Source organism: Mucilaginibacter pedocola (genome assembly GCF_002013915.1).
Classification (GTDB): domain Bacteria; phylum Bacteroidota; class Bacteroidia; order Sphingobacteriales; family Sphingobacteriaceae; genus Mucilaginibacter; species Mucilaginibacter pedocola.
Window position 1 is genome coordinate 128,847 of record NZ_MBTF01000034.1, and the last position, 23,893, is coordinate 152,739.

The window sequence follows — 23,893 nt, forward strand, 5'->3', positions numbered from 1 at the left end:
GAAACTTAAAAACTATACGTCAGAAACAAATTCCCCGCGATCGAATTAAAACCTTTGGTAGTACTACCCCCGCTACGGCTATTGTAGCTTGCCCCTACTGTGCCCAGGCTATATCGCCCTTCCATGGCCAGCCCAATATTGCGGCTTACCATAAAGTTTAAACCCAGCTTTGGAGCTATATAAGTGTTCTGCATGTTTGATACGCTTTCGGTGCTCGAAAAATTGGGGTCGTCGATCGTGATCTTATAGCTCACCATAATTACTCCGCCATTCAGCCCGGCGTAGAAGTTGATATCGCCAAGCGGTATTTCGTATGCAGCACCCAGGTAAAGGCCTACGCCTTTGTATTTGCTAAAGGTGCCGCCGTAGTAATTCACATCGTCGTAACTGATAGACAATGTATCGTTAATGGGTTTATAGCTGCGGTAATCAACCGTGCCCGAGTAAAGCCAGTTGCCCATGCGGCGCATTACGCTCACGCCGTAAGTGGGCGAACCTTTATAGCTTTGCTTCACATCCCCCAAAGGCGATTCGTAACCACCATTAAAGGCCATCAACCAACCATCCCGGCGTACAGAACCACCACTGCTGGCGTTGCTGCCGCCAAGTACATCTCCATCTGCGTTCATGCCGCGGCCGCGTTGTGCATTTGCCGACGAAAAGATAAAAACAGAAAATAAAATTGAAAGTAGGGTTACGCTGCATTTAATGCGTAGGTTTACATTAGGGGACATTTATAAGGAGTGGTTGTTTATAATTACCCTAATTAACGTAATTCCCTTCAATTAAAAGGAAAATATTTTAAATATCTGCGCAACATTCAGCCGCTAAATAACAGAGGCCCTTGCGGGCCTCTGTCTGTTGCATTTAAGCGTTGTTATCTTTAACCGGTGCCGGTACGGGCTCGCCCGTGGTTCCGTTTTGAGCATCTTTAAACTCTTTCATGCCTTTGCCAAGGCCACGCATCATTTCGGGTATTTTTTTACCGCCAAATAATAGCAATACGGCTACTAATATTAAAATGATCTCTGGTGCTCCTAATCCCATGGTTTACTTTTTTAATGGTTAATGTTACTCTACTTACGCAAAGTACGAGGTTTAGTTTTTAATATCAATAGTTTTTTTGTTATCTGAACTCGAATTAAACGAATTAACTGAATTTATAGAATGCCTGGCTCGTAGCCTTTCTACTGCATATTCGATTAATTCATCTAAAACGGCGAAGCCCTCTTGAGTAGCATAAAACAATTAACCTGCGAAAAATTCGAGTTCAGAAAAATTTAAATTAAGTGTATTTTTTACAATTAAAATTATCTACTTTAGGCACAGCCAAAACAGGCTGCAAACCAATTGCCTTTATGAAACTATTTACCCAACTTGCTGCTTATTTGCTGCTGCCTTTATGCGCGGCCGTCCTACTTGCGCCGCAACAAACCTGTGCGCAGGCAAAATTAACTTCTTTTAAACTGCAACAAATACGTCTGCTTCCCGGCGTGTTTAAACAGGCACAGGAAACCGATAAGGCCTACATCCTTAAATTAGACCCCGACCGCCTGCTGGCCCCCTACTTTACGCAAGCCGGGCTAAAACCCAAAAAGAAAAGCTACGGCAATTGGGAAGATACCGGCTTAGATGGCCACATTGGCGGGCATTACCTCTCGGCACTGGCGCTAATGTATGCCTCAACGGGTGATAAGGAACTCAACCGTCGGCTCGACTATATGCTGGGGCAATTAAAAATATGCCAGGACAAGATCGGTAGCGGCTATATAGGCGGCACACCGGGCGGCGTGCAAATGTGGAAGGATATTGAGCAGGGTAAAATTGAGGTAGATACCTTCGCCCTCAACAAAAAGTGGGTGCCGCTATATAATATCCATAAGCTTTTTGCAGGGTTGCGCGATGCTTATTTAATAGCCGGCAAACCGCAGGCCAAAACCTTACTTATTAAATTGACGGACTACATAAACGGCGTATCGGCTAAATTAAGCGATGCCCAGATACAAAAGATGCTGATATCTGAACAGGGGGGCCTGAACGAGGTATTTGCCGATGTATCGGTTATTACCGGACAAAAAAAATACCTCACACTGGCCAGGCGATGGTCGCACCGCGAAATTATGGACCCGCTGGTACAAGGGCAGGATAAACTCACCGGCCTGCATGCCAATATGCAGATACCCAAAGCAGTGGGCTTTCAGCGCATAGCCGAAGTTGGCGGCGATGCCGATTTTGGCAAGGCGGCGCAATACTTTTGGGAAACGGTTACCAAAAACCGCACGGTAGTAATCGGCGGCAATAGCGTGAACGAGCATTTTAACCCGCTGCATAACTTCAGCACGGTGATAGATGGTGTTGCCGGGCCTGAAACCTGCAACTCGTACAACATGCTAAAACTTACCCGCCATTTGTTTGAAGAAGGTGCCGATGTAAAGTATATGGATTTTTACGAGCGTGTATTGTATAACCACATCCTGAGCAGCCAGCACCCTACCCGTGGTGGCTTTGTATATTACACCTCTATGCGCCCGAGGCATTATCGCGTGTATTCGCAGCCCGATATCAACATGTGGTGCTGCGTAGGCTCGGGTATGGAAAACCATGGTAAATACGGCGAACTGATCTACAGCCACAGCGGCAAGGATTTGTTCCTTAACCTGTTCATCCCTTCGCGCCTTAACTGGGCAGCGCAAGGCTTGGTTATCTCTCAGCAAACCAAATTCCCCGACGCGGAAACAACGCAACTGCTTGTGGAAGCAGCTAAACCAGGCAGCTTCGTTATCAATATCCGTTACCCGCATTGGGTAGAGGCCGGCAAACTCGAAGTAAAAGTTAACGGCAAAGCTATTTCAGTCGACGCACAACCTGGCAGCTACTTAGCCATAAACCGCAGCTGGAAAAAAGGCGATAAAATTGAAGTACGCCTGCCAATGGAAATATCTACAGAAGAATTGCCCGATACCGAGCATTACGTAGCCTTTCTCCACGGTCCTATTGTGCTGGCCGCCAAAACCGATACTACTGATAAGATAGACTATAAAGGCGACAGCGAACAATTTGGCGGCTATCGTGCCAAAGCCCCAACCTACCCGCTGGAAAGCGCCCCTATGATCACCGGTACCGAAGCTGATATGCCTAAACACCTGGTACCCGTTGTAGGTAAACCACAAACTTACACCGCAACAGACATTATAACACCTGCGGCCTACAAGAACCTGGAGTTGATCCCGTTCTATAAACTGCACGACTCGAGGTATGTGATCTATTGGAAGGAAACGAAGTAAGTCCGTTTAGAACCGCAGGGTCCTTTTTCAAAGTGACCCTGCGGAGACATTGTAAACAACTAACTTTGAGTTATGGCAAGATACTTAACCGAAGAACAGCTCATTGCACACTTACGGCTTGATAAAGCTGTAGAACAATGGTTGGGAGTTATTAAAGAGGAAACTTATACAATAATCAAATGGCTCCGTATAGACAAAGAATCGGCAAGTCAATATTCGGTAGCTTATTTTGAATGTTTTGATGAAGGAGAGGAAGACTTCGTTGATATTTATGAATTCTCTCAGTTGGATCCTGATGAGCCTTTTGGAGTAATTAACTCATTTGATACTGTAGAAGATGCACTAAAATTTGATGATACATCCTATACCGCCATGATCGGCAAATATGTTTCAGCGGGTTCGATTCAGGAAGAATATCTGGATTACCTCGAATCGCGAAGCTAACTCCGCCTATCCAAACATCCTCGCCTGGATGTAAACATTTGTAAGCGTCCACGCTTACTTTTATTCGCGAGCTTAGCCTCGTGAGCGTGGACGCTCAGAAATGTTATTGCGTCAGGCGTAGACGCCTGACGCGGCATCAAAACCACTAACCCACCTTCATTGCCGTCCTCATTTAAAGGACGGCATATAACCAAAAATGCCGGAGAACTTTTCAGTTTCCGGCATTTAAGCATTAAGTAATTATTTCTTCGGACTTTCCGACCGCGGACTTCCGACTTAGGCCGAGCAAGTAACGCAGCCTTCTTCCATTGAGCAAGTTGGGCCGGCCGGTACATCTTCGGTGGCGCTGTCGGCAACCACTTCCGGTATAACGGCTTCCATGTTTTTGCCTGCCTGGTTCTCCACGGTAAATTTAACCGCTTGCGAAGCTGCCTGTGTACGCAGGTAATACATACCTGTTTTAAGGCCTTTCTTCCATGCGTAGAAGTGCATCGAAGTAAGCTTGCTTGCATTTGGCGAGTTGATGAACAGGTTAAGCGATTGCGACTGGCAAATATATGCGCCCCTGTCGGCAGCCATATCAATGATGTTACGCATCTTGATCTCCCAAACGGTTTTGTAGAGCTCTTTGATATCAGCAGGTATCTCAGCAATGTTCTGGATAGAACCGTTAGCGCTGATGATCTTATCCTTCATGGTGTTGGTCCAAAGACCAAGGTTCACCAGGTCGCGCAGCAAGTGTTTGTTTACTATTACGAATTCACCGCTCAATACACGGCGGGTGTAAATGTTAGAGGTGTATGGCTCAAAGCACTCGTTGTTACCCAATATCTGCGAAGTTGATGCAGTTGGCATCGGAGCTACTAACAGCGAGTTGCGCACGCCGTGGTTCATTACGTCAAGGCGCAGGTTATCCCAATCCCAACGGGTGCTGGCAGGTTTCTCGTTCCACAAGTCGAACTGGAACTGGCCTTTTGACAGCGGTGAACCTTTAAAGGTTTCGTAAGCACCATCTTTTATAGCCAGGTCTTTAGAAGCTGTCATGGCTGCAAAGTAGATCGTTTCAAATATCTCTTTGTTCAGTTGTTTAGCTTCTTCGCTCTCGAATGGTAAACGCAGCAGGATAAAGGCATCAGCCAGACCTTGCACACCTAAACCAATCGGGCGGTGGCGCAGGTTGCTGTAACGTGCTTCTTCTACCGGGTAATAGTTATGATCAATGATCTTGTTCAGGTTCAAAGTAGCCTGGTAGGTTACTTCGTACAGTTTCTGATGGTCAAATTCGCCGTTGATCACGTAGCGTGGCAATGCAAGCGATGCCAGGTTACATACGGCAACTTCTTTATCCGAGGTGTACTCGATTATCTCGGTGCAAAGGTTCGAGCTTTTAATGGTACCCAGGTTCTGCTGATTGCTTTTTGCGTTAGCAGCATCTTTGTACAATAGGTATGGCGTACCGGTCTCAACCTGGCTATCCAATACCGCGAACCAAAGCTCTTGTGCTTTTATGGTTTTGCGTGCACGGCCTTCTTTTTCGTATTTGGTGTAAAGCGCCTCAAATTCGTCGCTGTGGCAATCTGCCAAACCCGGTGCTTCGTGCGGGCAGAAAAGGCTCCAGTCTTCGTTAGCTTCAACGCGTTTCATGAACAGGTCTGATACCCACAGGGCGTAGAACAAGTCGCGGGCGCGCATTTCTTCTTTACCGTGGTTTTTACGCAGGTCAAGGAACTCGAAGATATCAGCATGCCATGGCTCTAAGTAAATAGCGAAGGCACCTTTACGCTTGCCACCGCCCTGGTCTACATAACGGGCAGTATCGTTAAATACTTTCAGCATCGGGATGATACCGTTGCTGGTACCGTTTGTACCGCTGATGTATGAACCTGTAGCACGCACATTGTGGATGCTTAGGCCTATACCGCCTGCGCTCTGCGAAATTTTTGCAGTTTGTTTCAGGGTATCGTAGATGCCTTCGATGCTGTCGTCCTTCATGGTAAGCAGGAAGCACGATGACATTTGTGGTTTTGGTGTGCCGGCGTTGAACAGGGTTGGCGTAGCATGTGTGAACCAGCGCTCGCTCATCAGGTTGTATGTAGTGATAGCGCTATCGATATCGTTTTTGTGGATACCAACGGCCACACGCATAAACATGTGCTGCGGGCGCTCGGCTATTTTACCATCTATTTTTAACAAGTACGATTTCTCGAGAGTTTTGAAACCGAAGTAATCGAAACCGAAGTCGCGATCGTAAATGATGCTGCTATCTAAAATATCAGCATTCTGCTGAATAATTTCGTGCACATCATCAGCCAGCAAAGCAGCGTTCTTACCGGTTTTTTTGTCAACGTATTCGTACATACGTTTCATAGTTTCCGAGAACGACTTGGTGGTGTTTTTGTGCAGGTTGCTCACCGCTATACGCGAAGCCAACAGTGCATAATCGGGGTGCTTGGTGGTTAACGATGCCGCTGTTTCTGCTGCAAGGTTATCCAACTCAGACGTGGTTACGCCATCAAACAAACCTTCAATTACTTTTTTTGCCACATCAATCGGGTCTACCAATGTAAACCCGTAGCACAATTTCTCAATTCGCGCTGTAATCTTGTCGAATTTTACCGACTCTCTCCTGCCGTCTCGTTTTACTACGTACATGTTTTCTGATATTTTAAATAGTTAGTGTTTAAAGTGGATGATGGGGCTACTCTAAAACCAACAGTTTAATAAATAATTAATTAGGGGTATATGTTTTGCGGCCAGGGAAAGCCGCGGTATTATTAAAAATCTTCGTCCAGCGAGAAAGCTTTGCTTTCGGCACTGCTGTTCATTACGCCACTTTTTTGGTAATCGCCAACTCGTTTTTCAAAGAAATTGGTTTTGCCTTGCAAGCTTATCATCTCCATAAAATCGAACGGATTGGTAGAGTTATAAAACTTAGGGTAACCCAGTTCGGCAAGCCACCTGTCGGCAACGAACTCGATATACTGGCTCATCAACTTGGCATTCATACCAATTAAGCTTACCGGCAGCGCATCATTTATAAATTCTTTCTCTATCTCTACCGCATCGGTAATAATTTTGGTGACTGCTTCGGTGCTTAATTTGTTCTCCAGCATTTTGTACAACAAGCAAGCAAACTCGCAGTGCGAACCTTCATCGCGAGATATCAGCTCGTTACTAAAAGTTAAGCCCGGCATTAAACCGCGTTTTTTCAGCCAGAATATAGAACAGAAACTACCCGAGAAGAATATACCTTCAACCGCTGCAAATGCCACCAAACGCTCGGCAAAGGTGCCGTTGTTTATCCAGCGCAGCGCCCACTCGGCTTTTTTACCTACACAAGGCACAGTTTCTATAGCGTGGAACAAGCGGTCTTTCTCAGCCGGGTCTTTTACATATGTATCAATTAACAAAGCATAAGTTTCCGAGTGGATGTTCTCCATCATAATCTGGAAACCGTAGAAGCAACGGGCCTCGGGCAATTGCACCTCGCTCATGAAATTGATGGCCAGGTTCTCGTTCACTATACCATCACTGGCAGCAAAAAATGCCAATATGTGCGATATGAAGTGTTTTTCGCCGGCGTTAAGGCTCTCCCAGTGTTTCAGGTCGTCGCCCAGGTCAATTTCTTCGGCAGTCCAAAAACTGGCTTCTGCCTTTTTATACATTTCCCATATTGCGGGATACTTGATGGGCAGGATCACAAAGCGGTCTTTGTTCTCTCTCAGCAATAATTCGGTTTCCTCTGGCATCGCGTATTTGTATGTTTTGTAATTAAAAATTCAGCCCTTTGTTACTATCCTTATAGCTTTTGTGTGTACCTGGTGTTTGCCGACAAGAATACCTCCCGAGTTTTTTTGAGAAAAGCCAAAAGCTATCCCTTCTACTCGCTCCAAACACCCTCACTTATCCTTGTTATTAAACTTATTTTAATACACATGCCCATGTGTTTTCGTCATGGGTTTTCTCCAATTTTGCGGCAGGTAGATACCACTCACCGGATAGCGTTGTTAGAACTTATACTCCAAAGATAGGGAGTGTGTTTATTGAATGTTAATCGAAGTTCTTAACACCACCTTAGAGTTATACACAACAGTAAAATAAATTTGGTTTTAACGGCATTCTTTTTCGGCTTTCAATCATTTAATATTCAGTTAATTACAAAAGCAAACCAGCACCCATTTGTTTAAAATTGCGTAACGCTGACATAACATTGGCTTCAATTTAAACAGGCAAAAAACACGGCGTTTTTACGCTTAAAAAAGGCTGTTTTTAGCATAAAAAAGGGCTTTTATGAACCGAGTAGAAATACGGTATTTCGCCTGCCGCTGTCCACAAAAAAAATGTGGAAAACAAAAATTCCCGACTTTTTTGGAGGCGGGAATTTTCAATTGTTTTACCATTATTAAAATTTATTTTACATCATCCGCCGATACAAACTTCATCGATAAGGAATTTACGCAGTGCCGGGTGTTTTTAGGCGTCATGTACTCGCCCTGGAAAACGTGACCCAAATGCGCACCGCAATTAGCGCAAAGTATTTCGGTACGGCGGCCATCGGCATCGGTTTCCCAACGCACGGCACCGGGTATCTCATCATCAAAACTTGGCCAGCCGCAAAACGATTCAAATTTATCCTCGCTGCGGTACAGCGGAGCATCGCAGCGCTTGCATACGTACAAGCCCTGTGCCTTGTTGTTAAGCAAAGCGCCGGTAAACGGGCGCTCCGTTCCTTTATGTAGTATTACGTATTCTTCTTCGGGGGTTAATTGATTGTATTCCATTTTATTTTTATTACACCGATTCCACAGATTTTAATGATTTAACCGATTGCCTTGGAATGATCGAATTTCGTCTTTCGGACTTACCGGACATCCGACTTTCGGACTCTTTTCTTACATAAATATACGACATTTTGCCGGCACCTAATGTTTTGCAGGGCGATGTTTACACTGGTTTGACGGTACCGCAGCGCGCATTTATTTCTGCAACAAACGGCCATATAATGCGTTGAACAAGTATATATTTTGCCTATGACCCAGCTATTATTACTCACCCTGCTTTTGCCCATGAAACAAACTTCGGTCGATACCGAATTAAACGCAGTGACACATATCGCAAGCATCGATACCTCGAAGTATGCTGTACTGCCCTTCAACAGCGGGCGCGATGGCTTTGTATTTGGCAAGGAGTATACCGCTGCCGACCTCAACGACGACGAGATAAAACACATCGAGAAGATAATATCCGTAGCCATTACCGAGCACAACAAACAGGCAAAAAACAAAGTGGATAAACCCGGCAAATACTATAAACAGATAATAGCCGTAACCAACCCCAAGGGCGAGAAGGAAGTATGGGTAAATTGCTTTTGCACGCCTTATGAAAAGCGGCATTGGCGCAAAGGTGTAGTAATGGTTCTCGACGGCGGCCCCTGCTTTTTTAATATCAAGATAAATTTGAGCACCACTACAGTGATGAGTTTGCAGGTGAATGGAGTAGCATAACGCCTGTCCCCCTAACCGCCTGAAGGGGGAACAGAAGTTGATTTTAAGCAACGCTACTCAATGGCTCCCCCTTCAGGGGGCTAGGGCCGGAGCTACTGCACCACATCCAAATGATACTCTTGTATCAGCGGAGGGTTTTCGGGCGTTAATGTAAAACTCACCCGAATGTTAGCCTTCTCGCCTTTGATGATAAAATACCCGCGTAATTGGTTCTCGGCAACTACATCGCCTATACTTACCGTTTTACCCGCTTTTTCAAAAGCTTCGGTGGCGGCTACTTTTAGTTTATCAGGAAAGTAATCTGAAAAGAAGTTATCGGCAAATATGCCGCTGGCTTTGGCGGTGTCCCAATTTGCTATAACATTAAGTAGTTCCGCTTTACGTTGGTTCAGGATGTTAGATGGCGGCAGCACACGGGGCTTTATGCCTGATAGCATCAGCAAGGTATCCAGCGCGGCATTATTGATAGGCGCGGCGCGTGCATAAGTAACGTTGCCGAAGGAAACGATGCCTACGCCATAGTCGGGCATTACGTTCCATTGGCTGCCGAAGCCGGGTAGGCCACCGGTGTGGCCAACATAAATGCGGTTGTCGCAATCCTTCATCCAGCGGAGGCCGTAAGCATATGCGGTAACATTGGGGCATGGCCTGCCGGTTGGTGTTTTGGCATTGGCTGTAAGGTAGTTTACATCCCAAGGGTATTGCATCTCACGCACCGAACTGCGTTTGACGGGGCCTGTTTCGGCATCATTCCTTACCGGCCAGGCATCCAAATGCAACGCCATGTATTTGCTAAAATCTTCAATGCTGGTTATCAGGCCGCCCATAGCGCCGTACGCACCATCGTGCAGCAGAGGCTGCTCTACCCATTGCCCGTCAAGCCAGCGGTAGCCATGGGCCAGTTTATCTTTGGGCACTCTATCATACTCCCAATAGGTATGCAGCATACCCAGTGGCTTCAATATATTTTCGGTAATGTAAACCTGATAGGTTTTACCGCTTACCTTTTTAATGATATAACCCAGCGTAGCAAAACCAAGATTGCTGTACTCGTAACCCAAGCCCGGGTTTGTAGATAGTGATACACCTTTTTTGTAGATGGCTATCAGTTCTGCATCGCTCACGGCCAATTGGCGGTCGCCCCAGGGATTATCTTCGGGGAAGCCTGCAGTATGGGTAAGTAAGTTGCGCACTGTGAAGGGTGTAGCATCTTTAGTTAGATATTTGGTGCCCTTCATCTCGGGGATGTAGAGATAGGCAGGGTCGTCCAGTTTCAGTTTCCCCTGGTCGCGCAGCTTGAGTATTGCCATGGCGGTTAAGCTTTTTGTCATGCTGGCAATACGAAATTCCGATTTGCTATCCACTGATATCTTTTTAGCAATATCGGTATACCCTATCCCGCCGGTATGCACCAACTTGCCATCTACCACAATACCATAAGCCGTGCCGGGCCAATGGTTCTTTTCGGCGTAGTCTTTATATAGTTGGTCTATCACCGGGAAGGTAGCCTCTATCTTCTTCAACCTGTCGGCATCTGTAAAGGTAGCGGGTTTGTATTGGGCGAGGGCTAAGCTGGGAAGGAAGGAAATGGCGTAGAGGAGTTTGCGCATGGGAGTGATGTTATTGACCGAATTTAAGAAAAATTCCTGTCATCCTGAGCGAAGCGAAGGAACTATTAGCCACAAAGGCTTAGTAGATTTGCATATCCACAAATAGATGCCTCGTCCCTAAGCATGATAAAAGAACCCACAAAAAAGCCCCGGCTTATTCAACCGAGGCCTTTTAAATATTTGTAATCCTGTTCCCCCTTCAGGGGGTTAGGGGGCTGAGCTTCTTACTTAGCCAACTCTTCTGCCATGGCAGCGCCAATTTCGGCAGGAGACTCTACTACACGGATACCGCACTCGCGCATGATAGCCATTTTAGCAGCAGCAGTATCATCGGCACCGCCAACAATTGCACCTGCGTGGCCCATACGGCGTCCCGGAGGCGCTGTTTGGCCGGCAATAAAGCCTACAACCGGCTTAGTACCGTTCTCTTTGATCCAACGGGCAGCATCAGCTTCCATGCCGCCACCAATTTCGCCTATCATGATGATACCATGAGTTTCAGGGTCGTTCATCAGCATTTCAACAGCTTCTTTGGTTGGGGTACCTATGATTGGGTCGCCGCCTATACCGATAGCTGTGGTGATACCTAAACCAGCTTTAACAACCTGGTCAACCGCTTCGTAAGTTAAAGTACCTGATTTTGAAACAACACCTACGTTGCCTTTTTTGAAGATGAAGCCCGGCATAATGCCAATTTTTGCTTCGTCGGCAGTGATAACACCCGGGCAGTTAGGGCCAATTAAACGGGCATCTTTATCTGCCAGGTATTCTTTTACTTCAATCATATCCTTTGTAGGGATACCTTCGGTAATGCAAACAATAACTTTTATACCTGCTTCGGCAGCTTCCATAATGGCATCTGCACCAAATGCGGGAGGTACAAAAATGATAGATACATCGGCACCTGTAGCAACAACCGCATCTTTCACGGTGTTAAACACAGGCTTATCTAAATGGGTTTGGCCACCTTTGCCGGGGGTTACACCGCCCACCAACTGAGTACCATACGCAATCATTTGTTCTGCATGGTAGCTACCTTCTTTACCGGTAAAACCCTGCACTATAACTTTAGAATCTTTGTTTACAAGAACGCTCATCGGCTTTTTGATTTTAGTACGGCAAAGCTAAGTTTATTGCCCTTAAAGTCAAATTAAATTTTAAGCCTTAAACTATAAACCGGTGTATTATTTACAATTGGCTTACGGGGCGCAAAAGTGAAGGGTTTATCGTGTAAATTATAAATGAGCAGAATTAACAACGGGACACTAAAAATAATAAGCACACCAAAACACAACACTATATACATAATGCGCGACATTGGGGAAGAGACGCTTGCGTGGATAGATGTTTTACTCATAAGTAGTAGGTTGGTACGGTTTGTAATACCTAACTGGCACACATAATAACCAACGGTTAAATATTTTGTTTAGTCTGTGTTAAACTATGTTAAAGTTTTTTGTTACAGGTAACCGGGGGCTTAATTTTAAGCGCTAATGAAACATTTGCTGCTTATTTTGCCAGTACTGCTTTTTGCCCGTGCAAATGCCCAGGTAATAAGCGGGAAAATAATTGATAAAAACACCCGGGCGCCACTGAAATACATCTTTATCGCATCAACTTCGGGCACAACTTTTACAGACGATAGAGGTATATTTACGCTAAAGATAAGTAAAATTTTTGATACAATACGCTTAAATAATATGGGGTACCTGCCATTTAAAATGGCGACAGCGAGTTGGGGAACAAGCATCCGCACTATTGAATTGGAAATGAGCCTGAAGCAATTAAACGAAGTAACCATAACCGGCAAAAAAAATTACCACAAAGATTGGGTTGCGTTGCGGCGCGAATATGCCAAGCAATTTAACTTTCGCGGCCCTAAGTTTAACGAAATATTTGTTGCGCCCTCCCAATACGTCCCATTCGCCTTTATGAGTATAAACGTAACCCAATTGTTCCGGGCCATTTATAAAAAGCACGACCCTAATTACAAACTACAACAGGTATTGTTGCGCGACGAGCGCGAGAACCACGTAAGTGCCCGTTTCAACAAAACGCTGGTGAGTGGTATTACCAATTTACAAGGCGATTCACTCGAAAACTTTATGAGCAGCTACCGGCCTACAGCGGCAGTGCTGGATAAGTTGAGTGATTACGATTTGATACGATATATCAGAACCAACCTGGAGAAATTTAAAAGCAATGGCGGAAAGAATTATGAGTTGCCGAAGATGTTGAAGGAGGGGGAATCGTTGGAGTAGTTTTAAGTGCTAATATTTATCATCCGGCTTAATCTTCAAATCGATTAGCGTAATTAAATAATCGCAACATTTGTAAAAACCGGTTGAAGCGCTGGGTGACCAACCTTCTACTACGTTGTATTTTGTATTAACTTTTCCTTCCAATATCCATTGCGAGCCATCGGTTGCAAAAAAGTCTTTATCTGTTCTCATCGTCCAAAAGCCGGCAATGGATACTTTTTTTAAGAAATTATCCCAATTTTGTTTATTTAGGTTCCTGCTTTTCGCAACGACAAGTTTACCCGGGTCGTAACCGCCTTTCCCATCACACACGCTCCAATATAATTTGTAATTACTTCCGTCCTTTTCTATACGAATAGCAATAGGGTTATGAAAAGTTCTGAGCCAGGTAAACCGGTATATTTCTTTGTTAGTCTTATCGGCATAAATTATCGGCTCTTTAAGCGCCTGCAGATACATATAATACCACTTATTCGAAGACTGACCTTTATCTGTTATTGCATTACTTCTTTGAGCGTGCAGACAAAATGCCTGCATGATAAAAAGTATCGCAACAAAAATCTTTCTCATTTCGGGTTGTTAAAATTAATCAGCGGAGATCGTAGGGCTAACAAACTCCCCCTCACTCTTAGCCACCACAATAGTGGCTATCCCGTTCCCTATCACATTGGTAATGGCCCGCGCTTCCGACATAAAGCGGTCCACGCCGAAAAGGATAGCAACACCTTCCACCGGGATAACTTTTATAGCTGCCAGGGTTGATGATAGCACAATAAAACCACTACCGGTTACACCCGCAGCGCCTTTGGAAGTTACCATCAGGATGCCGATAATGGTGAGCTGTTGCCCCAGATCAAGATTGATATTAAACACTTGCGACAGGAATATCACTGCCATAGAGAGGTAAATGGTAGTGCCATCCAAATTGAATGAATAACCGGCAGGTATCACCAAGCCAACTACCGAGCGGGAACAACCGAATTTTTCCAGTTTCTCCATCATACCGGGCAGGGCTGCTTCTGAGGATGACGCACCTAAAACGATAAGCAGTTCCTCTTTAATATGCTTCAAATACTGCCACAGACTGAATTTGAACAAGTAGCAGATAATATTGAGCACCACAAATATAAATAGGAACATGGTGAGGTAAACGGAACCCATCAGCAGCGCCAATGGCTTCAGCGTTTGCACGCCGTATTTGCTGATGGTAAAGGCCATACCGCCAAATGCGCCGATGGGGGCCACACGCATTACTATCTTCATGATATTGAACATCACCTTAGATAGTTTCTCAAATGTCTTAATCACCGACTGCCCGCTCTCTCCCATTGCATTCAGCCCGAAACCGAACAGAATAGCGAAGAACAATATCTGCAAAATATCGCCCTCGGTAAAGGCAAGGAAAATATTTTTGGGGACAATGTGCGACAGGAAATCTATCCACTTCATTTCGGCACCGGCCTTTTCGTAGGCGGCAAGCTTAGCTGCATCTACCGGGGCATGGGTGTTAATAAAGTTGGCACCGGGTTTTATTACGTTGGCTACCGTAACGCCTATCACTAATGCCAGCGTGGTCACTATCTCGAAGTAAAGCAGCGCCTTCCCCCCTACCCGGCCCACCTTTTTTATATCGGCCATGCCGGCAATACCCAGCACAATGGTGAAAAAAATAATAGGCGCTATCAGCATGGTGATGAGGCTGATGAACGTTTTGCTGATCACCTCGGCAGTGGGGCCAAATCCTTTAAAATAATAGCCAACCACCACGCCCAGCACAATGCCAAAAAGAACCTGGAAAGTAAGGTTGCTTAGGATGCGTTTCATTTGAACAATGATACGTTTTTTTGTGAGTGGTTGATTATGTGAATGGTGAGTAGTTGGATTATGACGATTGTTACAGTTTAAGACAAAGGCGGTGTTTGAGCCTGAAAGCCATGCACTACTCACTCAATCAACCACTCACTAACAGCTAAATGCGACCCGTAAACCCATTATAGATCATTTGCCCCGCTAAAAAGGTTACTACTACGGCAAATACCCAGCGCAGCCATCCGCTGGATTTGGTGTGCACCAGTATTTTAGCGCCGGTTAATGCACCAAACAATACGCCAATAACTACAGGCATTGCAATGGCCGGGGTAATGTAGCCGCGCTGCAGGTATACCACGGCGCTGGCGGCGGCGGTAACGCCTATCATAAAATTACTTGTAGTGGTTGATACCTTGAAAGGGATCTTCATCACGGTATCCATAGCCAATACCTTCAGCGCGCCCGAGCCAATACCCAGCAGACCCGAAAGCACACCGGCGAACAGCATCATAAAAAAGCCGCCTGCAACGCGTATAACGCCGTATTGAACTTGTTCGCCGTGCCCGTCAGGGTAACTACCGTAGAGTTTTAGCTTGGCAGCAAAATAACTGGGTTCGGCAATAATGTTTTCGGCCTTTTTACGCAGCGACATAACCGCCGAAAAGATGAGTATAAAACCGAATAATATAGCAATGTAATGCGTAGGTACAAAAACGGCCAGCATAGCGCCCGTCATGGCGCCAAGTGTAGTTGCTATCTCTAAAAACATGCCCAGCCTGATGTTGGTAATGCCCTCTTTTACATAGGCCGCAGCAGAACCGCTCGAGGTTGCAATAACCGATATCAGTGCGGCGCCGATAGCATAATGGATATCAACATTTAAAATAAGGGTAAGCAAAGGGATGATAACAACGCCACCGCCAAGCCCGGTAAGCGAACCCAGCAAACCTGCGGCATAAGAACCAATAAGAATAATGAGCGTAAATAATATTACAGACATAGGCGCAAACGGCTGGTTGACGCCTCAAAAGTAAGATAAGTTTTTTATTGAAATGTTATCAACCTAAATTCATCTGCCTTAAACTGTAGCCGCAAGCCATTAAAACATTCAAAATACGGCTAATGTGTAATATCTTTGGCGGCAAATGGCTTACAAAAGTTTACAGGACTGCATTACCGACCTCGAAAAGAACAAACACCTCATTCGCATAAAAGAGGAGGTTGACCCTTACCTGCAAATGGCAGCAATCCATCTGCGCGTGTTCGAGAACGAGGGGCCTGCCATTTTGTTCGAGAATGTAAAGGGCAGCAAATTCCCGGCGGTATCAAACCTGTTCGGTACGCTTAATCGTTCAAAATTCATCTTCAGAGATACGCTGGATAAGATAAAGACACTGGTAGATATTAAAAACGACCCAATAAAAGCAGTAAAGCATCCTTTTAAATATGCCAATACCGCTTTAACAGCGCTATCAGCACTTCCCATGAAGGTGGGCAAAAGCGCCCCTATCAGCTTCGGGCGCACTACAATAGCCGAACTCCCCCAAATAGTAAACTGGCCGAAAGACGGCGGCCCATTTGTAACCATGCCGCAGGTTTATACCGAGGATGCCGACATGCCCGGCATTATGAATGCCAATCTGGGTATGTACCGCATACAACTTGGCGGAAACGACTATATACAGGATAAAGAGATAGGCTTGCACTACCAGTTGCACCGCGGCATAGGCGTACACCAAACCAAGGCTAATGCTAAAGGACAGCCTTTAAAGGTGAGCATATTTGTAGGTGGCCCGCCCGCGCACCCCGTTGCGGCGGTGATGCCCCTGCCCGAAGGCTTATCAGAAATGACCTTTGCCGGCGCGTTGGGTAACCGCCGCTTCCGGTATTTTTATGATGCGGAGGGCTTTGCTATCTCTGCTGATGCCGATTTTGTGATAACCGGCACCGTAATGCCCATGGAAAACAAGCCAGAGGGCCCCTTTGGTGATCACTTGGGTTATTACAGCCTTACGCACCCCTTCCCGCTGATGAAGGTGCACAATGTTTACCATCGCAAAGATGCCATATGGAGCTTTACGGTAGTAGGCCGCCCACCGCAGGAAGACACCAGCTTTGGCGCGCTGATACACGAAATAACCGGCAACGCCATCCCCAAAGAAATACCCGGCTTGCATGCCGTAAACGCGGTAGATGCTGCAGGTGTACACCCGCTATTGTTCGCCATAGGCAGCGAGCGCTATACGCCCTATGTAAAAGAGCGCCATCCGCAAGAGATCATCACCATTGCCAACCACATATTAGGCAAAGGGCAATTAAGCCTGGCCAAATACCTGTTCATCGCTGCAAAAGAAGATGACCCTAAGCTTGATGTGAACGACATCGGCGGCTTCCTGAAACATATCCTGCAACGCATCGACCTCACGCGCGACCTGCACTTCCAAACCAAAACATCCATAGATACGCTCGACTACAGCGGCGAAGGCCTCAACAGCGGCAGCAAAGTAGCTGTTACCGTAGCAGGCGATATTAAACGCGAGCTTTGGGGCGAAGTACCCGCATCGTTCAGCCTGCCCCGCCCTTTTGTGAATTACAAAATGGTGATGCCGGGCGTATTGGCGGTAGAGGTGCCCAAAAACATCCGCACCAGCGATATGCCGATGATGCTGGAGTTTTTGCAGGAACATTTAGCCGAAAAAGAGTTAAGCGGCTTACCGCTAATGGTACTCTGCGATGATGCCGCTTTCACTGCTGCCAACATCAATAACTTTGTTTGGGTAACCTTTACCCGCAGCAACCCTTCGCACGATATTTACGGCATCAACAGCTTCACAGAAAACAAACACTGGGGCTGCCATGGTCCGCTCATTATTGATGCCCGCATAAAACCACACCATGCCCCGGAGTTGATAAAAGACCCCGAAGTAGAGAAACTGGTGGATAAGATGGGCGAAAAAGGCGGCGCGCTGCATGGTATAATATAACACATTATCATACTGAGGCACGAAGCATCTAATTAAGGTAATGCTGAGCGCAATGCATTAAAGCTTTACTCGAGCATTCAGCGAAACCGGCTGAATTTAAATTTTGTACGGAACCATAGAAACATGATCCTGTGTTTTAGCGTATCGTTTTGCCAATTGATATCGATCTTTTTCCCGTTCAGGTAGGTTGGAGGCATTTCTATTTTAACGTCTATATATGGCAAGGGTTCGCCGTTTGAATCTCGGGAACCGATTTTAGAGTCCCATATTATATATCGTACGTCAATAATAGTTTGATGTTTATAAGCGTGCCGTATGTAAAACCCAATGTTATATAGTTGGGGGTATAATTCGTTTAGAGCAGCAGCTAATTCATCAAAAGACAGAAGCGGCAATTTTTCTCCCGGCGACCTTTTAAGGAACCAACTTTTCAAAGTATCATTGTTTGGGTCTTCCATTAAATGGTATAAACAATTGCCGGATATTTTATTCCAACATGTGAGAGATGCCAAATAAAACAAACTATCCTTAGCCTCGTGCAGCTTTTCAGGAAGTTCTTCTCGTTTTACATAATTAAACATGGTGAATAAAGATACCACCAAGATTTGACAACTTTTAAAATGTTGTCAAATCAATCCACCTTGTCAAGGATGAGGTACGAAGCATCAAATAGAGCCGATGCTGAGCCACCTTGCATTGCCGCTTTGCATTGTGGTTAACAGATGCTTCGTGCCTCAAGCATGACAAACAGGTTATGCATCTTCATCTGCACATCTGAAATTTGCACATCTGCATATCTAACTCCCCTGCACATCCGTTATTTTCCTATCTTAGCATCCTTTTATTAAAGCTATGAACAGATTTTACGGGACAGGGGTAGCAATGGTGACTCCTTTTCAGCCCGACGGCCAGGTAGATTACTCTGCGCTTGAGAGGCTTATCAACCACCTTATTGAGGGTGGGGTGGAATATTTAGTGTCGTTAGGCACAACCGGCGAAAGCGCTACTTTAAGCAAGGACGAGAAGAAGCAGGTGTTTGCCTTTACCGCCAAAACCGTAAATAAACGCGTGGCCCTGGTGGCCGGCATAGCAGGCAATAACACTTTAGAAGTTGTTGCCGAAATTAAAGCCTTTGATACTACCGGCTACGATGCCATCCTATCGGCAAGCCCGCATTATAACAAACCAACGCAAGAGGGCATTTACCAACACTATAAAGCCATTGCAGAGGCATCGCCGCTGCCGGTTATTTTATACAATGTACCCAGCCGTACAGGCACCAGCGTAAGTGCCGAAACTACGGTAAGGCTGGCCAAAGAGTTTAAAAACATCATCGGCATTAAAGAAGCATCGGGCAATTTCGACCTGATGAACCAACTGATGCGCGATAAACCGGAAGATTTCCTGCTGATATCAGGCGATGACCCTATTACCCTGCCAATGGTAGCTATGGGTGGCGTTGGCGTAATATCAGTAACGGGTAATGCACTGCCTAAACAAGTATCGGATATGGTGAGGCTTTGCCTTGCCGGAGATTTTAAAGGTGCGCAAGCAGGTAATTACAGCTTAATTGAATTTACCCGCCTGATGTTTGCTGAAGGCAGCCCTGCCGGTGTAAAAACCGCACTGAAGCAATTAGGCGTTTGCGGCGATACGTTACGTTTACCGTTGGTACAAGTTAGCGAAGCTACCGCAGGGAAAATAGCGGAGCAGATAGAGCTGATAGGCTAAGGTTAAATTATCACGGCCAAACAACAATTTTGTCGTTCCGAGGGAAGCGAAGCGACGAGGAATCTTGTTAGACAAAGCATGAGCGCCCTTGCATAGTGGCTTTGCATCACGAACAAGATCTCTCCTCACTCCTTGCTCTTGCCCGCCCGCTGTTCGTTCGAGATGACATTGGGGCTGTAAAAGTTCGCTGGTTTGCGGTGGGGACACCACAAACGAGTAAATAAAAATTCTCTTCGGAGCCGGTGTACTCACCGGCTCTTTTTGTTTGGATGAATTTTCTCGTCTTAACGAGCGAGACTGCTGAATATAAAACACAAAAAAACCCGGGTGGCTGCTCCGGGTTTTTTGTTTTGAAGTAAATAGCTTTTGTGCGGAAACTTACTCTTGGTTTTTTGCTTCCTGAATCTCCAGGCGGATGGCTTGTGCCAGGTTCTTAAGGTCCTGCATACCTTTACGAACACGTGTACCGGCTGCGCTGTTGCCTTTGTTGTAGAATTTGTCTGCATCGGCTTCCAGCGATGCGATCAGCTCTTTTACTTCAGTAAATTTTTTCATTGTGAACTCTTTTTTAGTTTTTGAGGCTTATTGTTTTAATTAAAGCTAATCTAAACTCTTTTTTTTAAAATAAAAATACCTAAACCCCAAAAATTATAGCGTAAAAGTGGTTTTTTTCCACATTTTTAACTGATTTATGTCACAAATAGCACCTTAAAAAGTACACTAAAATACTATACTAAAATATTGTTTAAAGAAACTTAACCATTGCGTAATTAAATTATTTATCACTCAATTAACCCAACGCAACATTCCTCGAGCACTTCCTCTGCTCAGTACAAACACGAAGAGAACTGCTTACCTACTGATATAAAAACCGAAAGCCCCGCTTTGCAGCAGGGCCTTCGTATATTCTCGTCATTAGCAGCGTAAAAGCTTATGCTATGGCCATTTTGTTCTCTTTGTAATAACCGGCTTTCAGTTTTTCGGCTACTACACTAAAGGCATCTAAAGTGCGCTCTACGTCGGCCAGGGTGTGCATGGCGGTTGGTATGAGGCGTAGCTCTATTAACCCTTTAGGGATAACCGGGTAAACTACTATCGAGCAGAAGATGCTATGGTTCTCGCGCAGGTCCATGGTAAGGCTGGTTGCCTCGTTCAGTTCGCCTTTCAGGAAAACCGGGGTAACCATAGTGTTGGTAATACCGATATCAAAGCCATGTTCCACCAAACCATTCTGCAGTGCACGGGCAATTACCCAAAGCTGCTCTCGCAGTTCGGGGTTGTTACGCAGCAATTCGAAGCGTTTTTTCAAACCCAATACCATTGGCATAGGCAATGCCTTAGCAAATGTTTGCGAACGCATATTATAGCGCAGGTAGTTGATAATTTCGGTATCAGCTGCCACAAAAGCACCTATGCCGGCCATTGATTTAGCGAAAGTACCAAAGTATACATCCACACCATCAATACAATTTTGCGCCTCGTGCGTACCGGCACCTGTTGGGCCCATAGTACCAAAGCCATGCGCATCATCTATCAGCAAACGGAAGTTGTATTTATCTTTCAGTGCTATGATCTCTTTCAATTTACCCTGCGCACCCGACATACCAAAAACGCCTTCAGTGATCAGCAATATGCCGCCGCCGGTTTGCTCGGTAAGTTTGGTTGCACGCTCAAGTTGTTTTTCGCAGCTCTCGATATCGTTATGCTGGTAAACAAAGCGTTTGCCCATGTGCAGGCGAACACCATCTATAATACAGGCGTGCGACTCGGCATCGTAAACAACCACATCATTACGGTCTACCAGTGCATCAATAATAGATACCATACCCTGGTAGCCGTAGTTCAATAAAAAGGCAGCTTCTTTGCCTACAAACTCGGCAAGGCCGTTCTCCAGTTCTTCGTGGTGTTTGGTGTTACCGCTCATCATACGGGCACCCATTGGGTACGCCATACCATAATCGGCAGCGGCTTGTGCATCGGCTTCGCGCACTTCGGGGTGGTTAGCCAACCCAAGGTAATTATTAAGGCTCCAAACCAGGTGTTCTTTGCCGTTGAACATCATGTGCGGATGTATCTCTCCCTCCAGTCGCGGGAACGAAAAATACCCGTGCGACCACTTCTGATGCTGCCCTATCGGGCCGCCCATGTTCTTATTTATTTTATCAAACAGATCCAAATTGCAAATCCTTTAATGTTCATTCAATATTATTGCAAATATACCTATAAAACGGCCTCCGGCAAACGTTATTACTTTTTATAATAGTTTATAACGTTATGAAGATGCAAGAGTTAAGAATCAAGAGACAAGCGCATTTTCTAACGCATAAAAAAAAGCAGAATAAAATTTATTCTGCTTTTTTTCTTGATTCTTGACTCTTATATCTTGAATCTAATTTAATCAACGTTATCGTGTAAGAACGAGTTGTTGTTTTTTATTTCGGTGTTGCCGTCGCTATCGGTTATCAGCGAGAAGCGCGATACCTGGCTCTCGTCTGATTGAGGAGTTTGCTGCAAAGCCACTTCCTTACGTTTGTAGGCCGGTACGCTTTCCAGCTCCTGTATGTTGCCGTTGCGCAGCTTCATGCTCAGGTCTTTAAGGCGCATAATACGCTCGCGCGATTTACGCAGTTGCTCCTCTATCGATTCGTCGGTTTTGTTCTCATCGGCGCTTACCACTGGCTCCGGTTCCGGCTCAGGTTGTTTCTCTTCAGCAACAACAGGGGCAGGTGTACCAAAATCCATTACCGATTCGGCAATTTTAAAGGTAAAGCCCGAAGTGTCCTGTGGTTCTTCTTCCACTTCCTCCGGCTCTTCTTCTACCAGATTAAAACGAACTACCTCAGGTTGCTCTGCTTTCTCCTGTTTATCCTGCTCTTCTGCCTTCTGGAACAGATCGAACAAACCGGTTTGCTTAGGTGCTTCTTTCACCTTAACAAAAGGTTGTGCTTGCGCGGTTACGCTGGCTTCCGGCTTAACGGCGTTAATAAATTCGTTAACTGGTTTAACCAATGGTGCAGCTTCGGGTACCAGCATGTTAACAATTTTCTTGTTGCTATGCTCTTTCTCGCGCTCATCCTTGGTTTGGAAACCGGTAGCAATAATGGTAACCGAAAGTCCTTCGCCAATGTTCTCATCCTTACAATTACCCCATATCAAGTCGGCAGCCAAGCCGGCTTCTTCCTGTATGTAGTCGGTAATTATAGTAACCTCATCCATGGTTACTTCGTTCTCGCCCGAAGTAATGTTCAGTAATATATAGCGAGCGCCTTCTATCTCATTGTCTTTCAACAATGGCGATGCCAGAGCGCCTTCCACAGCTTTTAAGGCGCGGTTCTCACCTTCGGCAGTGCAGCTACCCATTATACATACGCCGCTATCTTTCATAACGGTGCGCACATCTTTAAAGTCGACGTTTATATAACCCGGCAGCGTGATGATCTCGGCGATACCTTTTGCAGCCGTGGTCAATATATCATCTGCCTGTGCAAATGCCGAGCTCATGGTTAGGTTACCAAATATCTGGCGCAGGCGATCGTTTGATATCACCAGGAACGAATCCACATATTTTCTCAACTCTTCCATACCCTCTTCGGCTTGCATACGACGACGCTTGCCCTCGAACGAGAATGGCGTAGTGATGATACCAACTGTAAGTATATCCAGTTCGCGCGCGGCTTTGGCAATAATAGGGCTTGCACCTGTACCGGTACCGCCACCCATACCTGCGGTAATGAACAGCATTTTGGTATTGGCACCCAGCATTTGTTTAATATCATCGATATTCTCGATGGCCGAGTTTTTACCCACCTCGGGGATAGAGCCCGCGCCCATACCTTCGGTTAAGCTGGCACCCAATTGCACCTTGTTTGGTATAGGGCTTAGCTCCAATGCCTGGGCATCTGTATTACATATAATGAAGTCGACGCCCTTGATACCTTGCCTGTACATGTGGTTAACTGCGTTACCGCCGCCACCGCCAACACCAATTACCTTGATGATCGCCGATTTTTCTTTTAACATCTCAAACTGCATAATCCTTGTTTTTCAGTTGTTTGTGGTTTGATGACCAGATAGATTTCAGTAATGTAATAATAGGGGTTTTTCCACAAGGGTTTTCCACAATTGTGCATATTGTGGAAAAGTTAACTAATGTGAATAAATATTAATCGCCTTAGCTAAAACTCTCCTGCTTTTGCCTCCTCCTCAACTTATTGGCCTTATCAAACTTCTTACCAAAGAAGCTTTTCTGGGCCATATCAACCACGC

Annotated in this window: 19 protein-coding genes; 6 read left to right on the forward strand and 13 right to left on the reverse strand. The window is 45.6% G+C overall.

Annotated elements, in window-relative coordinates:
- Positions 1-5: 5 nt before the first annotated feature.
- The gene (locus BC343_RS20940; protein WP_078349737.1) at positions 6-734 is read right to left on the reverse strand and encodes a hypothetical protein; all 729 of its coding nucleotides are present in this window, start codon (positions 732-734) and stop codon (positions 6-8) included.
- A gap of 133 nt (positions 735-867) precedes the next feature.
- A complete protein-coding gene (locus BC343_RS20945) occupies positions 868-1,047 on the reverse strand; it encodes a Sec-independent protein translocase subunit TatA/TatB (RefSeq protein ID WP_078349738.1) in 180 nt (59 codons plus the stop codon).
- 311 nt (positions 1,048-1,358) lie between these two features.
- On the opposite strand from BC343_RS20945, the gene BC343_RS20950 reads away from it, so the two are divergent.
- On the forward strand, positions 1,359-3,284 hold the full coding sequence (locus BC343_RS20950) for a glycoside hydrolase family 127 protein (protein ID WP_143822292.1): 1,926 nt from the start codon (positions 1,359-1,361) through the stop codon (positions 3,282-3,284).
- Positions 3,285-3,356: 72 nt separating this feature from the next.
- Complete coding sequence (locus tag BC343_RS20955) at positions 3,357-3,728, forward strand: hypothetical protein (RefSeq protein ID WP_078349740.1); 372 nt, start codon at positions 3,357-3,359, stop codon at positions 3,726-3,728.
- 276 nt (positions 3,729-4,004) lie between these two features.
- Here the strand turns inward: BC343_RS20955 and BC343_RS20960 are convergent, their stop codons facing one another.
- The 3 genes from BC343_RS20960 to BC343_RS20970 all read right to left on the reverse strand — a co-directional run bounded on the left by BC343_RS20960 (position 4,005) and on the right by BC343_RS20970 (position 8,509).
- Positions 4,005-6,380, reverse strand: a complete 2,376-nt coding sequence (locus tag BC343_RS20960) for a ribonucleoside-diphosphate reductase subunit alpha (RefSeq protein WP_078349741.1) — start codon at positions 6,378-6,380, stop codon at positions 4,005-4,007.
- A 122-nt stretch (positions 6,381-6,502) separates the two neighbouring features.
- Positions 6,503-7,477 (reverse strand): ribonucleoside-diphosphate reductase small subunit, encoded by a 975-nt coding sequence (locus BC343_RS20965; RefSeq protein WP_078349742.1) that lies wholly within the window; start codon positions 7,475-7,477, stop codon positions 6,503-6,505.
- Positions 7,478-8,137: 660 nt separating this feature from the next.
- Positions 8,138-8,509, reverse strand: a complete 372-nt coding sequence (locus BC343_RS20970) for a methionine-R-sulfoxide reductase (protein ID WP_078349743.1) — start codon at positions 8,507-8,509, stop codon at positions 8,138-8,140.
- A gap of 249 nt (positions 8,510-8,758) precedes the next feature.
- On the opposite strand from BC343_RS20970, the gene BC343_RS20975 reads away from it, so the two are divergent.
- Complete coding sequence (locus tag BC343_RS20975) at positions 8,759-9,232, forward strand: hypothetical protein (protein ID WP_078349744.1); 474 nt, start codon at positions 8,759-8,761, stop codon at positions 9,230-9,232.
- A 92-nt stretch (positions 9,233-9,324) separates the two neighbouring features.
- Here the strand turns inward: BC343_RS20975 and BC343_RS20980 are convergent, their stop codons facing one another.
- The gene (locus BC343_RS20980; RefSeq protein WP_078349745.1) at positions 9,325-10,842 is read right to left on the reverse strand and encodes a serine hydrolase domain-containing protein; all 1,518 of its coding nucleotides are present in this window, start codon (positions 10,840-10,842) and stop codon (positions 9,325-9,327) included.
- Between the two features lie 224 nt (positions 10,843-11,066).
- Positions 11,067-11,939, reverse strand: a complete 873-nt coding sequence (gene sucD / locus BC343_RS20985) for a succinate--CoA ligase subunit alpha (RefSeq protein ID WP_078349746.1) — start codon at positions 11,937-11,939, stop codon at positions 11,067-11,069.
- A 396-nt stretch (positions 11,940-12,335) separates the two neighbouring features.
- Between sucD and BC343_RS20990 the strand changes: the two genes are divergently transcribed.
- Positions 12,336-13,103, forward strand: a complete 768-nt coding sequence (locus tag BC343_RS20990) for a peptidase associated/transthyretin-like domain-containing protein (protein ID WP_078349747.1) — start codon at positions 12,336-12,338, stop codon at positions 13,101-13,103.
- Between the two features lie 9 nt (positions 13,104-13,112).
- Here BC343_RS20990 and BC343_RS20995 read toward each other — a convergent pair whose 3' ends face one another.
- From BC343_RS20995 to BC343_RS21005, 3 genes are all read right to left on the reverse strand, one after another.
- Positions 13,113-13,673, reverse strand: coding sequence for a hypothetical protein (locus BC343_RS20995; protein WP_143822293.1), 561 nt, complete (start codon positions 13,671-13,673; stop codon positions 13,113-13,115).
- Positions 13,674-13,688: 15 nt separating this feature from the next.
- Complete coding sequence (gene dctA, locus BC343_RS21000; protein ID WP_078349749.1) at positions 13,689-14,927, reverse strand: C4-dicarboxylate transporter DctA; 1,239 nt, start codon at positions 14,925-14,927, stop codon at positions 13,689-13,691.
- A gap of 145 nt (positions 14,928-15,072) precedes the next feature.
- A complete protein-coding gene (locus tag BC343_RS21005; RefSeq protein ID WP_078349750.1) occupies positions 15,073-15,912 on the reverse strand; it encodes a sulfite exporter TauE/SafE family protein in 840 nt (279 codons plus the stop codon).
- A gap of 145 nt (positions 15,913-16,057) precedes the next feature.
- Between BC343_RS21005 and BC343_RS21010 the strand changes: the two genes are divergently transcribed.
- Both BC343_RS21010 and dapA read left to right on the forward strand, forming a co-directional pair.
- Positions 16,058-17,896 (forward strand): UbiD family decarboxylase, encoded by a 1,839-nt coding sequence (locus BC343_RS21010; protein WP_078349751.1) that lies wholly within the window; start codon positions 16,058-16,060, stop codon positions 17,894-17,896.
- 852 nt (positions 17,897-18,748) lie between these two features.
- The gene (gene dapA / locus BC343_RS21020; protein WP_078349753.1) at positions 18,749-19,627 is read left to right on the forward strand and encodes a 4-hydroxy-tetrahydrodipicolinate synthase; all 879 of its coding nucleotides are present in this window, start codon (positions 18,749-18,751) and stop codon (positions 19,625-19,627) included.
- Between the two features lie 378 nt (positions 19,628-20,005).
- Here dapA and BC343_RS21025 read toward each other — a convergent pair whose 3' ends face one another.
- The 3 genes from BC343_RS21025 to ftsZ form a co-directional block, all read right to left on the reverse strand.
- Entirely contained in the window at positions 20,006-20,182 is a 177-nt protein-coding gene (locus BC343_RS21025; protein ID WP_078349754.1) for a histone H1, read from the reverse strand.
- A 376-nt stretch (positions 20,183-20,558) separates the two neighbouring features.
- Positions 20,559-21,803: an aminotransferase class I/II-fold pyridoxal phosphate-dependent enzyme gene (locus tag BC343_RS21030; RefSeq protein ID WP_078349755.1), complete on the reverse strand. Its 1,245-nt coding sequence runs from the start codon at positions 21,801-21,803 to the stop codon at positions 20,559-20,561.
- A 218-nt stretch (positions 21,804-22,021) separates the two neighbouring features.
- Positions 22,022-23,659: a cell division protein FtsZ gene (gene ftsZ / locus BC343_RS21035; protein WP_078349756.1), complete on the reverse strand. Its 1,638-nt coding sequence runs from the start codon at positions 23,657-23,659 to the stop codon at positions 22,022-22,024.
- Positions 23,660-23,893: the final 234 nt, after the last annotated feature.